At 67.4% G+C, this 13721-nt stretch carries 19 protein-coding genes and 1 pseudogene; 12 read left to right on the top strand and 8 right to left on the bottom strand.

Going from position 1 to position 13721, the window contains the following annotated elements; all coding sequences use genetic code 11:
- Nucleotides 1-9: 9 nt before the first annotated feature.
- Nucleotides 10-225 (top strand): hypothetical protein, encoded by a 216-nt coding sequence (locus ABDZ92_RS12905; protein WP_125960993.1) that lies wholly within the window; start codon nucleotides 10-12, stop codon nucleotides 223-225.
- Complete coding sequence (locus tag ABDZ92_RS12910) at nucleotides 225-395, top strand: hypothetical protein (protein WP_164521278.1); 171 nt, start codon at nucleotides 225-227, stop codon at nucleotides 393-395. Before ABDZ92_RS12905 ends, ABDZ92_RS12910 begins: the two co-directional genes overlap by 1 nt.
- Here ABDZ92_RS12910 and ABDZ92_RS12915 read toward each other — a convergent pair.
- On the bottom strand, nucleotides 389-688 hold the full coding sequence (locus ABDZ92_RS12915) for a hypothetical protein (RefSeq protein ID WP_125960994.1): 300 nt from the start codon (nucleotides 686-688) through the stop codon (nucleotides 389-391). The two genes, ABDZ92_RS12910 and ABDZ92_RS12915, sit on opposite strands and share 7 nt — an antisense overlap.
- 5 nt (nucleotides 689-693) lie before the next feature.
- Nucleotides 694-855 (bottom strand): hypothetical protein, encoded by a 162-nt coding sequence (locus ABDZ92_RS12920; RefSeq protein ID WP_164521279.1) that lies wholly within the window; start codon nucleotides 853-855, stop codon nucleotides 694-696.
- Between the two features lie 266 nt (nucleotides 856-1121).
- Between ABDZ92_RS12920 and ABDZ92_RS12925 the strand changes: the two genes are divergently transcribed.
- The 3 genes from ABDZ92_RS12925 (at nucleotide 1122) to ABDZ92_RS12935 (ending at nucleotide 2622) form a co-directional block, all read left to right on the top strand.
- Nucleotides 1122-1307, top strand: a complete 186-nt coding sequence (locus ABDZ92_RS12925) for a DUF6771 family protein (RefSeq protein ID WP_125960995.1) — start codon at nucleotides 1122-1124, stop codon at nucleotides 1305-1307.
- Between the two features lie 401 nt (nucleotides 1308-1708).
- Entirely contained in the window at nucleotides 1709-2116 is a 408-nt protein-coding gene (locus ABDZ92_RS12930) for a hypothetical protein (protein ID WP_125960996.1), read from the top strand.
- A 56-nt stretch (nucleotides 2117-2172) separates the two neighbouring features.
- The gene (locus ABDZ92_RS12935; RefSeq protein ID WP_272695074.1) at nucleotides 2173-2622 is read left to right on the top strand and encodes a thermonuclease family protein; all 450 of its coding nucleotides are present in this window, start codon (nucleotides 2173-2175) and stop codon (nucleotides 2620-2622) included.
- A 571-nt stretch (nucleotides 2623-3193) separates the two neighbouring features.
- Here the strand turns inward: ABDZ92_RS12935 and ABDZ92_RS12940 are convergent.
- Nucleotides 3194-3838 (bottom strand): annotated as a pseudogene (locus ABDZ92_RS12940) (magnesium chelatase domain-containing protein); the annotation flags it as partial.
- Nucleotides 3839-4080: 242 nt separating this feature from the next.
- Here ABDZ92_RS12940 and rpmH point away from each other — a divergent pair.
- The 5 genes from rpmH to yihA are packed head-to-tail and all read left to right on the top strand — an operon-like array spanning nucleotide 4081 to nucleotide 7176.
- Nucleotides 4081-4215: a 50S ribosomal protein L34 gene (rpmH, locus tag ABDZ92_RS12945; RefSeq protein ID WP_125961091.1), complete on the top strand. Its 135-nt coding sequence runs from the start codon at nucleotides 4081-4083 to the stop codon at nucleotides 4213-4215.
- Complete coding sequence (gene rnpA, locus ABDZ92_RS12950) at nucleotides 4212-4538, top strand: ribonuclease P protein component (RefSeq protein WP_125961092.1); 327 nt, start codon at nucleotides 4212-4214, stop codon at nucleotides 4536-4538. The genes rpmH and rnpA overlap by 4 nt, the downstream gene beginning before the upstream one ends.
- 43 nt (nucleotides 4539-4581) lie before the next feature.
- Entirely contained in the window at nucleotides 4582-4794 is a 213-nt protein-coding gene (gene yidD, locus ABDZ92_RS12955; protein ID WP_343763214.1) for a membrane protein insertion efficiency factor YidD, read from the top strand.
- 25 nt (nucleotides 4795-4819) lie between these two features.
- A complete protein-coding gene (gene yidC, locus ABDZ92_RS12960; RefSeq protein WP_125960999.1) occupies nucleotides 4820-6520 on the top strand; it encodes a membrane protein insertase YidC in 1701 nt (566 codons plus the stop codon).
- Nucleotides 6517-7176 (top strand): ribosome biogenesis GTP-binding protein YihA/YsxC, encoded by a 660-nt coding sequence (gene yihA / locus ABDZ92_RS12965; protein WP_125961000.1) that lies wholly within the window; start codon nucleotides 6517-6519, stop codon nucleotides 7174-7176. Before yidC ends, yihA begins: the two co-directional genes overlap by 4 nt.
- Nucleotides 7177-7189: 13 nt before the next feature.
- On the opposite strand, the gene ABDZ92_RS12970 is transcribed toward yihA, so the two are convergent.
- A complete protein-coding gene (locus ABDZ92_RS12970) occupies nucleotides 7190-7816 on the bottom strand; it encodes an exopolysaccharide biosynthesis protein (RefSeq protein WP_125961001.1) in 627 nt (208 codons plus the stop codon).
- A gap of 64 nt (nucleotides 7817-7880) precedes the next feature.
- On the opposite strand from ABDZ92_RS12970, the gene ABDZ92_RS12975 reads away from it, so the two are divergent.
- A complete protein-coding gene (locus ABDZ92_RS12975; protein WP_125961002.1) occupies nucleotides 7881-8552 on the top strand; it encodes a glutathione S-transferase family protein in 672 nt (223 codons plus the stop codon).
- Here the strand turns inward: ABDZ92_RS12975 and ABDZ92_RS12980 are convergent.
- Complete coding sequence (locus ABDZ92_RS12980; protein ID WP_125961003.1) at nucleotides 8549-8992, bottom strand: cupin domain-containing protein; 444 nt, start codon at nucleotides 8990-8992, stop codon at nucleotides 8549-8551. The two genes, ABDZ92_RS12975 and ABDZ92_RS12980, sit on opposite strands and share 4 nt — an antisense overlap.
- Between ABDZ92_RS12980 and dapE the strand changes: the two genes are divergently transcribed.
- The gene (gene dapE, locus ABDZ92_RS12985; RefSeq protein ID WP_125961004.1) at nucleotides 8992-10146 is read left to right on the top strand and encodes a succinyl-diaminopimelate desuccinylase; all 1155 of its coding nucleotides are present in this window, start codon (nucleotides 8992-8994) and stop codon (nucleotides 10144-10146) included. The two genes, ABDZ92_RS12980 and dapE, sit on opposite strands and share 1 nt — an antisense overlap.
- Here the strand turns inward: dapE and ABDZ92_RS12990 are convergent.
- From ABDZ92_RS12990 to mltA, 3 genes are all read right to left on the bottom strand, one after another.
- Nucleotides 10143-11828: a putative bifunctional diguanylate cyclase/phosphodiesterase gene (locus ABDZ92_RS12990; protein WP_241211858.1), complete on the bottom strand. Its 1686-nt coding sequence runs from the start codon at nucleotides 11826-11828 to the stop codon at nucleotides 10143-10145. The genes dapE and ABDZ92_RS12990 overlap by 4 nt on opposite strands.
- A 61-nt stretch (nucleotides 11829-11889) precedes the next feature.
- Nucleotides 11890-12465, bottom strand: coding sequence for a Smr/MutS family protein (locus ABDZ92_RS12995; protein WP_272695078.1), 576 nt, complete (start codon nucleotides 12463-12465; stop codon nucleotides 11890-11892).
- Complete coding sequence (gene mltA / locus ABDZ92_RS13000) at nucleotides 12446-13717, bottom strand: murein transglycosylase A (RefSeq protein ID WP_125961006.1); 1272 nt, start codon at nucleotides 13715-13717, stop codon at nucleotides 12446-12448. Before mltA ends, ABDZ92_RS12995 begins: the two co-directional genes overlap by 20 nt.
- Nucleotides 13718-13721 lie beyond the last annotated feature (4 nt).

The raw sequence follows: 13721 nt of genomic DNA on the forward strand, positions 1-13721 counted from the left end.
AAATAAGGGATGATCACGCCCCTGAAATCCCGCTTGAAGGCGGTTGTCGCCTATCTCGGCGATGCCGCGCACCGCCGCTTTGTCGCAACGCTTGTCGCGCTCTTGGCTACGCACCTACTCGGCGAAGCGCTCGACGCCGACCGGGTGGCGCTCATTATCGAGATCGCCATTGGCGGGCTTGCGGGCAGTTGGAGCGCAACCACGCCCCAGATCGAGGGCGAGTAATGGTTGGCGGTGAGGCGGTGAAGGCGTCAGCGGACGTTATAAGCGGCGCAATCGCGGTGGCGACGCTGGCGAGTTGGTTGCCGCCGATCGCGGCAGTGTTCACGATCGCTTGGACGGCGATCCAGATTTTCAGTTGGATTGAAGCCCGCGTCACGCGGCCGCGTCAGTGATCCCCCACGGCGAACGAAACCGGCACGGCGAAGCGTCCAAGCTCGCGAATACCAAGTAGCTCCTCACCGCTGCTAACGATCCTACGGAGCGGGTATCGTTCAAAATGCTCCGCCGCCCGTCGCTCCACCGCATCCGCGACCTCTTCAATCGTCTCAAGCTCGGCAGCATCGGCCAATTGCTCAGGACGGTAGAAGGCACTCAGCGTGATCGGGCCGGTGGCTTCACGCTCAAGCCTAACCTCGATCGCGAATTGGTCCGCGTTTGCGGAGAGGAATTGGAGCTTCTGCCGCATGACACTCACAGCAGCGCTTTGACGAGCGCGCCCGCCCCGACGCCACCAGCGTAGCAGACGGCTACGAAGGCCATGAGCAGCATCGCCAAAGCCGCCAGAGCGAACCACGGGTGCCGCTTGGGCTCAAAAGCTACGACCGTGTTGTAGATCATTTCGGTGAGCTTCATGGACCTTCCTCCACCGGAAAAACAAAATCGGTGGTGGAGATCGTGGAGCATTCTTGAGCCCTCCGGGCTGTAGGACGCGAATAGGGATCGCAGGTCAAGAGGGGGGTGGCGGAACGCAACAGTGCCCCTCTGTGGGTTTGATCCCACCTGATCGGGATTATGGCGCGTTGAGCGCCCGAGCAATTTTTTTTGAACCTTGCAAGCCTCACCGGGGTTGAGGGGCGTTCCCGTTGTGTTCTAACTGGGCGCACGGAGATTCGGACGCCATGACCATCGAGCAAGACACCATCGCAGAGGCCCTTGCGACCGCACCGGGCTGGGCGAAGATCGGCCTCACGATGCCGCAGGAACGCCTTCGCGAGGACGCGCGGCGCGAGATGGCGCGGCACGTCTACAGCACCCTCTACAAGCCCGCTTCCGTAGACACGGCGCAACTTCCCCTTCCGCTGTGACGTGGTTCAAGGGATCAAGAGCCTAACTGAGCTTCTACACCAAGGCGGCTCCGTTCGAGCAGTTTGTCGGGAGTGCGGGCACGCAGCGCTATTCTCCCCCTATGAGTTGGGGAGCTACTTCCGCCAGCGCGGTTGGTCCGATTCATGGCCGCACTTCGCTAAGCGCCTCCGGTGCGAGTGCGGGGCGCGTGGCCCGGAAGTCCAATGGTTGGTTGGCGATCCTCCGCCACCCGAGCCAACGCCCCCTAAGCCGCGTTTCGTGAGATCGTCGTTGCCCCAAGGCAGCGCGCCGACCAGCTTAGACGAATGGCGCAAGCGACGCGCTGGTAAGGCGTTCTGAGCGATAACGGCGCTTGCGTTCGGCTGCTTGTTGATCGAGCTTGCCGGAAAGGGAGGGCACAATGCGCACATTCGTGATGTTGGCGGCGTTGTCATTGGCGGCATGTTCGAGTGCTGAACCGGTATTTGAGAACACAACCGCCGAAGCGCCGATCGTGAACGACTCTCCTCCTGTTGAGAACGGAACCGCCTTCGACGTTCCTGCCGATCCCAACGCCCGCTACAGCTTGCTTAGCGTGACACCGGGGCAGAACGGCCACATCATTGCCCTTACGCGACGCACTGGCACCTCCGGCACCAGCTATTCAAATCGTGAGATTGACTGTGACGCTCAGCTTGCTCGCTATGTCGGCGAGGGCGACACGCGCGAGGATGCCGAACGCCCCTCCCCCAACCCCGGCGACATGGCACCCTTGGTTGCAGGATCGAGCACCCACACTGCGGTTCAGGTGGCGTGCGCAAAACGCTAAGCGGCAACTCGAAACGTCGCCGGAACGCCTACAGGACGGGATCACGACGTAAGCGGTTGTCGCCGATCGCCATCCTAATAGGTGCCGCGTGTATCGGTGCTATCGTCGGCATCGGCTCCACGGTTGAGCCGACCGCCTCGACGGCAACACGCGAGATCATCTCCGGTTGCCGCACCACAGACGGCGACACCATCCGTTGTGGCAACGAGCGCATCAGGCTTCTTGGCATCGATGCGCCCGAGCTTACCGGCCACTGCCGCCCCGGTCGCAAGTGCGCGCCCGGTGATCCGGTCGCCTCTACCCATAGCCTTCGTTCCGCAATGACGGGAACGCTGCGCATCAACCGAGTAGGCACCGACCATTATGGGCGCACACTGGCGACCGTAGCGGGAGATCGTGGCGACTTGTCGTGCTGGCAGTTATCACAGGGGCAGGCGTCCTATCGAAGCGATTGGGACGATGGTTTGCGGGTAGCGCGCACCTGCCCTGCCGAAGTGATAGGCTGAGCCGCCGAATGAGTGCGCGCGGTTGGATCGCAGGCGTCGGCTCTTGGGTCGCGATGGTGGCAGCGGTGTCCTACTTCTCAGGACCGACGACGTGTCGGGATGGTTGGGCTTCCTCAAGTATCGGCTCAAGAGGCGCGTGCTCTCATCACGGCGGCGTGGATCGCTCAGGAGACGCTTGGGCAAAGCTCCTGATCGCTCCCGCTGCGATCATCGGAATCGCGGTAGCCGATTTCGGAACTAAGGCTCCGACGCCTCCAAGGATGCCGCCCGCACCTCCTCTACAACCCCTCGATCCCGATCGTCCGGTTTGCCCGAAGTGCTCACGATCCATGGTAAGGCGCACAGCCAAGCGGGGGCGAAACCCGGCACGGACGTTTTGGGGATGCCCAAACCATCCCTACTGTCGAGAAACAATGCGGATGGATGCCGACCCGCGCGGCTTGAACTCATCGTCCAACTCTCATTTGAGCTAAGGCGCACCCCGCTCGCGCAGCACCCGCACTACCTCTTGATCCACCATGGCGAGCATAGCCGCGTCGGGATGCGGGTTGGAATTCCGCGATTGTGACTTGCCCACCATCAGCAGGTTGTGGCCGCCCGCCGCCGCGATCTCCAGCGCGCGCTTCGCGGTTTCCTGTCCCTTCACCCGCCGCAGGTCCGGTCCGAGCACCAGCTCCTCCGCCTCGCCCGGTGCGGGTTCGGGCAACAACTGTGTCCCTTTCAGGTGGTTGAGCAGACCGATCAGGTCGGTCGCCGCGCAGATGCTGCCCCCCGCCCACGCCGCTTCGGCGCCCTGCGCTGCCGGGCAGATCAACCCCAGGCCGCGCTCCGACGCGTGGAGCGCCGCCAGCAGCACCCCGGGCGTGGCGGCGATACGACCGTCCAGGCCGAGTTCCCCCACCACCAGATATTCGGACAGCGTCTCCGCATCGACGACGCCCATCGCCGCCAACAGCCCCAGCGCGATCGGGAGATCATAGTGCGATCCCTCCTTGGGCAGGTCCGCAGGGGAGAGGTTGACCGTGATCCGCTTGGGCGGGAGCGACAGGCCGATCGCGGCGATGGCGGCGCGGACGCGTTCGCGGCTTTCGCCCACCGCCTTGTCCGGCAGCCCGACGACGACGAATGCCGGCACGCCGGGTGCCAATTGCACCTGCGCCTCGACCGCGCGCGCCTCCAGCCCGAGATACGCCGCCGTCGATACGATCGCGACCATGCTGCCCCCCTATCCCCCGCCACTGCATAGCCGGTTTCCGGGGAAGGAAAACAGCCGAGCGTGTCTTGCCCTCACAACACACATGCCCCACATCGAGCCGGTGATGGTCGGTTCCCGATCCTGTCCCGGCACAGCCGCGTTGACTTGGAGGGGCGGCTTGCCTATGGGCTGCGGGCACACGGCCGCCGTTCAGGGCGGCTTTTTCCGTTATTGTAGACGTTCGATATCCCGGGGAATGAGTGATGAAGCGGACCTTTCAGCCGAGCAACCTGGTGCGTTCGCGTCGCCACGGCTTCCGGACTCGCATGGCGACGCCGGGTGGCCGCAAGGTGATTCGCGCCCGTCGCAACCGCGGCCGCAAGAAGCTGTCGGCCTGACGCGCCTTACCCGTCGCAGCGAGTATCTCGCTGCGAACGGAGGCAAGCGTGCGCCGATGCCGGGCTTCGTGCTGCTGGTGCGCGCGCGCGAGGATGCCGATCCGACGATGCGGATCGGCATCACCGTATCCAAGAAAGTCGGCAACGCCGTCGCCCGCAACCGGGTGAAGCGGCGTTTCCGTGCGCTTGCGCGCGAGGTCCTGCCGACTGCAGGCATCGCCGGTGCCGACCATGTGCTGATCGGACGCACCTCCGCGATCGAGCGGCCCTATGAGTCGCTCAAGACCGAACTGGTCAAGGCGCTGCGCAAGGTGACCCGGTGACCACCGGGTGCCTTCCTCCCCCCTCTTCTTTCGGCGCCGTGCGGTGATCGCACGGCTGCTGATCCTCGTCGCGCGCGGCTGGCAGTTGGGTCCCTCGGTGATCCTGCCCTCCAGTTGCCGCTACAGCCCAAGCTGTTCGGCCTATGCAATCGAGGCGCTTGGCCGCTATGGCGCGCTGAAGGGCAGCTGGCTTGCGGCGCGTCGGATCGCGCGCTGCCATCCGTGGGGCGGCCACAGCTACGATCCGGTACCATGACGACCGAGCACACAGGGATTAGTCGGTGAAGAACGACCAGAAGAACTTCGTCCTCTTCGCGGTGCTGGCCGCGGTGATCCTGTTCGGTTGGCAGCCGATCGCCAGCTACTTCTTCCCGGCCGCGAACCCGCCGGCGACCAAGATCGTCGAGGGCAAGAGCGAGGTGGTGCCGAACCCGGGCGCCGATCCGGCCGCCGATTCGCCCACGGCCGTGCGCGACCGCGCGCTCGTGCTGCGCGAAACGCCGCGCATCGCCATCGAAACGCCGCGGCTGAAGGGTTCGATCAACCTCAAGGGCGCGCGCATCGACGACCTGGTGCTCACCCGCCACAAGGAAACGATCGCCAAGAACAGCGACCCGATCCGCATCCTGTCGCCCTCTGGCACGGGCGACGCCTATTTCGCGAGCTTCGGCTGGTCCGGAAACGGCGTGCAGGCGCCCGGCGCAGACACCGTCTGGCAGGCCAGCGGCACGCGCCTGACCCCGGCCACGCCGGTTACGCTCACGACCCAGGTGGGCGGCCAGCGCTATGCGATCCAGATCGCGGTCGACGATGGCTATATGTTCACCGTCCGCCAGACGATCGGCAACGCAGGTACGCAGCCGGTGCAGGCAGCAACCTACGGCCTGCTCAGCCGCCGTGCCCCGCCGCGCGACAAGGACACGTGGAGCATCCACTCGGGCCCGATCTACGAAATCAAGGGCGGCGTGAACTTCGACGTCAACTACACCGACGTCGACGAGGCGCCGCAGAAGTTCGACACCCAGGGCGGCTGGGCCGGCTTCACCGACCATTACTGGCTGACTGCGCTGGTGCCGGATCAGGGCAAGAGCAACGTCATCCAGTTCCGCAACACCGGCGACAACGTCCACCAGGCGGACTACCGCCCGGCCACCCTGTCCACCGTGCAGCCGGGCCAGCAGGTGACCGCGACCTCGCGCTTCTTCGCGGGCGCCAAGGAAGTCGACCTGCTCGACCGCTATGAGGATGCGGGCGTGGTCCAGTTCGGCAATGCGATCGACTGGGGCTGGTTCGGCATCGTCGAGAAGCCGATCTTCGCCTATCTCGACTGGCTGTTCCGCATGATCGGCAACTTCGGCGTGGCGATCATCCTGCTGACCCTCACCATCCGCCTGCTGATGTTCCCGATCGCCCAGCGCCAGTTCGCCTCCATGGCGGCGATGCGCGCGCTCCAGCCCAAGCTGAAGACGCTGCAGGAGCGCTACAAGGACGACAAGCCGCGCCTCCAGCAGGAGATGATGGCGCTGTACAAGCAGGAGAAGGTGAACCCGGTCGCGGGCTGCCTGCCGACGCTGCTGCAGATCCCGGTGTTCTACGCGCTCTACAAGGTGCTGATGCTCACCATCGAGATGCGCCACCAGCCGTTCGTCGGCTGGATCAAGGACCTCTCGGCACCCGATCCGCTGACGCCGGTGAACCTGTTCGGCCTGCTGCCGTTCACGCCGCCGAGCTTCATCGCGATCGGCGTGATCCCGATCCTGCTGGGCGTGTCGATGTACTTCCAGTTCAAGCTGAACCCGCAGCCGATGGATGACGCACAGAAGCAGGTGTTCGGCCTGATGCCGTGGGTGATGATGTTCATCATGGCGCCGTTCGCGGTCGGCCTGCAGGTCTACTGGATCACGTCCAACCTGCTGACCATCGCGCAGCAGCAGCTGCTCTATTCGCGCCACCCCGGCCTGAAGACGGCGCCCGCCAAGTGACGGACGTCCCCGCCCCCATCGAGGCGTTCGACGAGGACGCGATCGAAGCGGCGCGCAAGCTGTTCGCCGGGCCGATCGCCTTCCTGCGCTCGGCCCCGGCACTCCAGCACCTGCCCGATCCGGTGGTGCCGGAGATCGCCTTTGCCGGGCGGTCGAACGTCGGCAAGTCGTCGCTGCTGAACGCGCTCACCGGGCGCAACAGCCTGGCGCGCACCTCGGTGACGCCGGGCCGCACGCAGGAGCTGAACTTCTTCGACGTGGGCGATCCGCTGCGCTTCCGGCTGGTCGACATGCCGGGCTATGGCTTTGCCAAGGCGCCGAAGGACGTGGTGCGCAAGTGGCGCTACCTGGTGAACGACTATCTGCGCGGGCGCGTGGTGCTCAAGCGGACGCTGGTGCTGATCGACTCGCGCCACGGCATCAAGGACGTCGATCGCGAGGTGCTGGAGATGCTGGACAAGGCAGCCGTCAGCTACCGCGTCGTCCTCACCAAGGCGGACAAGATCAAGGCGAGCGAGCTCGCCGCCGTCCATGCCGCCACGGTTGCCGAAGCACGCAAGCGCCCCGCCGCCCATCCGGAGGTGCTCGCCACCTCCAGCGAAAAGGGCATGGGCATTCCCGAACTGCGCGCGGCCGTCATCGAATCGATCGACTGACGCGCGGCCTGGTTCAGCCGCCCCCGCCCTGGCCGCCGCGGCCGAAGAACCAGCCCAGCCCGCCGCCGATCGCCGCAACCGACAGGATGCAGGCGATCACCATCAGCAGCCCATCGCGCACCAGCAGGGCGAGCCCGAACGCCAGGATCGCCACCATCGGCAGCGTGCTTGCGAACGGCAGCAGCTCGAGCGGCGGCACCGTGGTGCACAGCGCGATGATCGCGATCGCCGCGATCTTGATCATCGGCCCCTTGGTGAGCGCCGGCAGGCGGCCGTGGAACCAGCGGTCGAGCCACTTGGCGACCGGCCGCATCTTGTCGGCGACCTTGACCAGCTTCTCGCCTTTCAGGCCGCGGTTCGCGAGGAAGCCGGGCAGCCACAGGTCCTTGCGCCCGAACAGCAGCTGAAGGGCGAGCAGCACCATGACCACGGCCATCGCGGTCGGCAGGCCCGGGATGCCGCCCACCGGCGAAATGTCGATCAGCGGGAAGATGATGAAAAAGGGGCCGTAGGCGCGGTGGCCCATCGCCTCGACGGCGTCGCCGAGCTTCGCCTTGTCCTGCCCGGCCTCTTCGCCGAGCTCCTTGAGCCGGTCGAGCACGTCGCCGACGCTCTGCGGGTCCTGGTTCTTCTCCGTCATCGTTGCGCCAACGGAATTGTCGCAAGGCGGTTCCGTTGCGCGGAGCGGCAGGCTAGACCGCGGCATGCTCAAGCTCATCCTCGGCAACAAGGCCTATTCCTCCTGGTCCCTGCGCGGCTGGCTCGCGGCCAAGCTTTCGGGGCTCCCCTTCGAGGAGGTGGTCGTCCCGCTCTATGACGAGGGCTGGGATCGCCGACGCGAGGGCGACGAGTTCGCCCCCTCCTCGGGCAAGGTGCCGATCCTGTGGGACGGCGACGTGGTGGTCTGGGACAGCCTGGCGATCGTCGAATATCTGAACGAGAAGTCGGGCGGTGACCGGTTCTGGCCGGCAGACACGGCCGCGCGCGCCATGGCGCGCTCGATGGCCGCGGAGATGCACTCCGGCTTCCAGGCGCTGCGTCGCAAGCACAGCATGAACATCCGGCAGGTCTATCCCCCGGCCCGCCTCGACAACGACGTGGTACACGACGTCACCCGCATCCTCGAGCTGTGGGCGCAGGCGCGCGCGCGGTTCGGCGGCACCGGTGAGTTCCTGTTCGGCGAGTTCGGCGCGGTGGATGCGATGTTCGCGCCGGTGGTGACCCGCTTCGTCACCTATTCGATCCCGATGCCGCCGTTCGCCGCGGCCTATATGCAGGCGGTGCTCTCCCACCGCTGGATGCAGGACTGGATCGCGAGTGCCCAGGAAGAGGAATGGGTGATCGAGCGGTTCGAACAGGCGACCGACGCCGGCTAGGCCGGCTTTCCGCCGACGCGATATCCCTCTCCCGGTGTTAGCATCATGTCGATGTCGGGATAGTGGCACCGGCTCTGCGCCGGCCGGCCGACGGCCACGAAGACGCAGTCTGCGTCGCTGCGGTTCTGAAGCACATGTCCATTGCCGTCGTTCTTGGGGAATGCGGCGCAATCGCCGGCCCGCATCACCGTCTCGCCGGTGTCATCGACCAGGATGGCTTCCCCCGACAGGATGGCGACGAATTCGTCCTCCCCCTCGTGCCAGTGTCGTTGCGACGACCAGGCGCCGGGGCGCAGGACGACGTGGCTGACGCCGAAATCCGCAAGTCCACTCGCAGGCGCAAGGCGCCGATACCACCGCCCCTGAACCGCCTCCCGGAACGGCGCCGGATAGCCGGTCATGTTGGTCTGCGGGATTGTATCCAAGTCGAGCTTGGGCAATGCCCCCTCCGTCATTTGAGGGAACCAGCGTGACAGACGTCGTCGAACTTACCAAGGCCCTGATCGCCGCCGAGAGCGTGACCCCCGCCCGCGGTCCGGTGTTCGATGTGCTGGAAGCCGCGCTGCTCCCGCTTGGCTTTGACGTCGACCGCTTCGTCTGCGGCGAGGCTCCGGACGGGCCGGTCGAGAACCTGATCGCCGTCCGCGGCAGCGGCGGCCGCCACCTGGCGTTCGCCGGCCACGTGGACGTGGTTCCGGCGGGCGACGGCTGGACCGCCGGGCCCTTTTCGGGGGAGGAGCGCGGAGGACTGGTCTACGGGCGCGGTGCAGTCGACATGAAGGGCGCCGTCGCCGCGTTCGTCGCCGCCTGCGCCCAAGTGCCGGCCGACGCAGGTACGCTGTCGCTGCTGATTACCGGCGACGAGGAAGGCCCCGCGATCTTCGGCACCCGCGCGATCATCGATCGCATGGCCGCGCGCGGCCTGGCACCGGATCTCTGCCTGGTCGGCGAGCCCACCTCCACCGCCCGGCTGGGCGACATGATCAAGATCGGCCGGCGCGGGTCGGTCAACATCTGGATCGACGTGCACGGCCGGCAGGGGCACGTCGCCTACCCGCACCTTGCCGACAATCCGATTTCCCGCCTCGTCGGCGCGCTTGCGGAGATCGAGGCGCTGGTGCTCGACGAGGGAACCCACTGGTTCCAGTCGTCGAATATCGAGGTGACCGACCTCGACGTCGGCAACCCGGCCACCAACGTTATCCCGGGCCGGGCAGCTGCACGGCTGTCCATCCGCTTCAACGACCTGCATCGTGGCGACGCGCTGATCGAGCGGGTTCGCGCGATCGTGGCGCGACACGCGCCCGATTCGCAGGTGATCGGCAAGGTCTCGGGCGAGGCGTTCCTGACCCCGCCGGGCGCCTTCTCGACCCTCGTCGCCGAAGCGATCCGTGAGCACACCGGCCTCACGCCGGAGCTTTCGACCACGGGCGGCACCTCGGACGCGCGCTTCCTCTCCAGGCTTTGCCCGACGGTCGAGTTCGGGCTGCTGAACGCGACCATGCACAAGCTCGACGAGGCTGTGCCGGTGGAAGATTTGCGCAGCCTGCAGGCGATCTACGCGACCTTGGCACGGCGCGCGCTCGACGCCTAGCTGGCGAGTCGCCGCCCCGCCGCGGGCGAACCGAGCCAGTCGAGGAACGCCGCCTCCTCCATGGGCGCGGCGATCGCATAGCCCTGCAGCACGTCGCAACCGATCATGCGCAGGATCTTCGCCTGGTCCGCGCTCTCGATCCCTTCGGCAACCGCCGTGCAGCCGAGCCCGTGGACCAGCCCCACCAGCGCCTGGGCGATCGCCCTCGCCTCCTCGCTCTGCGCCACATGGATGGTGAGCGCCCGGTCGAGCTTGACCCGATCGATCGGAAGCTCGCGCAACCGCGCGATGCTCGAAAAGCCCGTGCCGAAATCATCGAGAGCGATGCTGGCGCCATCGCCCCGCAGCAGCGTCACCGCGTCCAGCGCGTCCTCGCTGCACCCCATCAGCAGCGACTCCTTGAGTTCCAGCTCGAGCATCGAGGCGGGCGCGCCGGCACTTGCGACCGCATCGCGCAGCTTGCGCACGAAGCTGGCATGGTCGAGCTCGCGCGCGCTGATGTTGACGCTCAGCCGGTGGCGGATCCCCTTCGCGTGCCAGCGCCCGATGGTGGCCGCCACGTCCTGGACGATCCGGTCGCCCAGTTCGATGATCAGCCCCGTCTCCTCTGCGCACGGCAGGAAGCTGCCCGGCAGGCGCATGCCGTCCGGATGGTGCCACCGCACCAGCGCCTCGGCACCGCAGGCGGAGCCGGTCGCGGCCAACACCTGGGGCTGGAACACCAAGCCGAACTCACCTCGGTCGATACCGGCGCGCAACTCCTGTTCCAGCGCCTTGCGCGCGGCCAGCCCGGCGGCAAGCGTTGCGTCGAAGGCGTGGACCTGCCCCCGCCCGCCAGCCTTTGCGGCATACATCGCGATGTCGGCGGCGCGGGTCAGGTCCACGAAGCTGGTGCCGTGCACCGGCCATTGCGCGATGCCGATCGAGGCACCGGCCTGGATCTCCCCGCCGTGAAACCGATGCGCTCCGGCGAGCACGTTGAGAATGCCCAGCGCGGCACGTTTTGGTTCCTTTGCGGCCTGGCCACAGAGCAGGATGTTGAACTCGTCGCCTCCCAGCCGCCCCACGATGGGCTGCTCCTCTACCAGCCCGCCTGAAAGATGCTCCGCTGCCTGGCGAAGGCGCTGCCCGACCTGCGCCAGCAGCAAGTCGCCGGTCGCATGGCCATAGGTGTCGTTGACCGCCTTGAATCGGTCGAGATCCAGGAACAGCAGCGCGGCCGGCGGGCTCGGCTGCATCCGCGCCAGCCGCTCCAGCCGTTCCTCGACGAGTTGCTGGAAATGGGACCGGTTGGGCAGCTCGGTCACCGTGTCGATCTGCGCAGCGCGCTCCACCGCGGCCAGCGTCGTGCGCAACTGCTCGAACAGCGCCTGCATGGCGCGGGCAAGGCTCGGTACGAAACTCCAGACCTCCCGCGGGATCGGGCTCTGGAGATCGCCCCGCGTCGCCTTGCTCAGCCGCAGGATCGCCTCGTCCACAGCGCCCGCGGTGGTGGAGACGTGGCGTTCGGCCGACGCCCAGCACATGGTCGCACACACCACCGCCGGGATCAGCGCGCTCGACGCGGTCAGTGCGTCCAGCCGCCCGTGGGTGGTCGCCAGGAGAGCGAGAAAGAAGCTGACGGCGCCTGCGCAGGCGGCGAACACGATCGCACGGCGCTTGAGCGACTTGGCGTGCAGCAACTCAAACGTCTCCCTTCTGCGCGTTCATGAAACGACACAGTGTGGGCGAAAGAGTTAAATTTCAGCGCCCATGCGTAACCGACCGACGTAAAATTACGTAGAGGGCGCCTGCGCCGCCATGGCGGGGATGCGCACCCCGCACCGCCGCGATGCGATCCGCATGCCGGGACGCGGCGAGCCAGTCGGGCACGGCCGCACGGATCGCGCCCCTGGCGAAGGGGCGCTCCGCATCGGGGCGTGGCGCACGTCCCGTCACCAGCAGCAGCACGCGATCGCCGCGGGCGATCGACCGTTCCAGCGCCCGGTCTAGCATCGCATGTGCCGAGGCCAGGCTGTGGCCGTGCAGGTCGAAACTGCTGTCGGGCGAGACGAGGCCGCGCGAGAGCCGGCGATCCCAGCTGCCGTCGAGGAGATTGCATACCGCGGGGGCCGGAGCCTGCACCGCCGCCGGCTGGCGCAGCGGCGGGACCCGGCCACGTGGCGGCTTCGGCTTCGGCTCGGGGATCGGTGGCGGCGGAAGCGGCTTGGGCTTGGGCTTGGGCTTGGGCTTGGCCGGCGTGGCGTGCAGCGGTCTCAGGCCCGCGGTGACCCGCGCCCAGAGCGCCGCCTCGCCCTCGCTAAGGCGTCGGCCGGCCACCGCGCCCTGCGTTCAATCGCGCCACCGCACCCCGGGGGAGCAGCACGAAGGCGGTGCCGCGCGCGGACATGCCGCCCGCGATCGCTCGCGCCTCGTCCCCGGCGCCCCAGAAGGTGTCGAAGCGGTTGGCGCCCTTGATCGCGCCGCCGGTGTCCTGCGCGACCCAGAGGCCGGACGCATCGGTGCGATCCATCGACAGGAACACCGGCGCGCCCAGCGGCACGAACTTCGGATCCGCCGCCACGCTCGCCTGCCCAGTGACCGGAACGCCCAGGGCGCCGAGCGGCCCCGCGCCCGTCAGCTCGCGGAAGAACACGAAGCTCTTGTTCTCGCGCATGATCGCGCGGCCCTCGGCAGGATGCGCACGCAGCCATGCGACGATGCCCTGCATCGAGGACTGGCCCGGCCCGAGCAGGCCACGGTCCTTCATCAGCTTGCCGATGCCGGTATAGTCGCGCCCGTTCTGGCCGGCGTAGCCGATCCGCATGACCGACCCGTCCGGCAGCCGCAGGCGACCCGAGCCCTGGACCTGGAGGAAGAAGAACTCGATCGGGTCCGCCGCCCAGCCGATCTCCAGGCCGCGGCCTTCGAGCGCGCCTTCCTCGATCTGGGTGCGGTCGTAATAGGGAACGAAGCTGCTGCCCTCGACCCGGCCGCGGATGCGCTTACCCTTGTACGCGTCCGAAAAAAGGCCGAGGTCGACTTCGACCAGATCGCTGGGCTTCGCATAGACGGGCACGTCATAGCCGTGCTCGCGCCGGCGGGATCCGGCGATCTCGGGCTCGAAATAGCCGGTCGCGAACGCGCGGCCCTCACCCACCTGGGCGGGCTCGAACTGGGTCGCGAAGAACTGCATCGCCCCGCCTGCCGGCACCGTCGCTGCGGCGTTGCAGGCGGCGGCCCAGTCGCCGGGCTGCGTCAGGCCGCTCGCATCGGTGCGGCGGACGAGCGAAGGGCAGCTGATGCGGAAGGCCGCGAGCGCCCGCTCGGCACTCTCCGGCGTGATCGGCAAGCTGGCCGGTCCGGCAAGGACGCCGCTCGCAGCTGCAGTCACCGCGCCCGCGACCGGGGCGACCGCAGCCGGTGCCATCGGCGTCGCCGCCACCGGCTGCCGCACGGGAAGGGCGGTCGACGGCGGCCGCGTGGCGGAAGGCCGCGCCGGCGCTGGCGCGGTCTCCATGCCGCGCGGTACGATGGTGTTCGAACAACCTGCCAGCAGCACCGCCAGTGCCGCCGCCCCCCACATCCGCATCGAG

Source organism: Sphingomonas molluscorum (assembly GCF_039522995.1).
GTDB classification, from domain to species: Bacteria; Pseudomonadota; Alphaproteobacteria; order Sphingomonadales; family Sphingomonadaceae; genus Sphingomonas; species Sphingomonas molluscorum.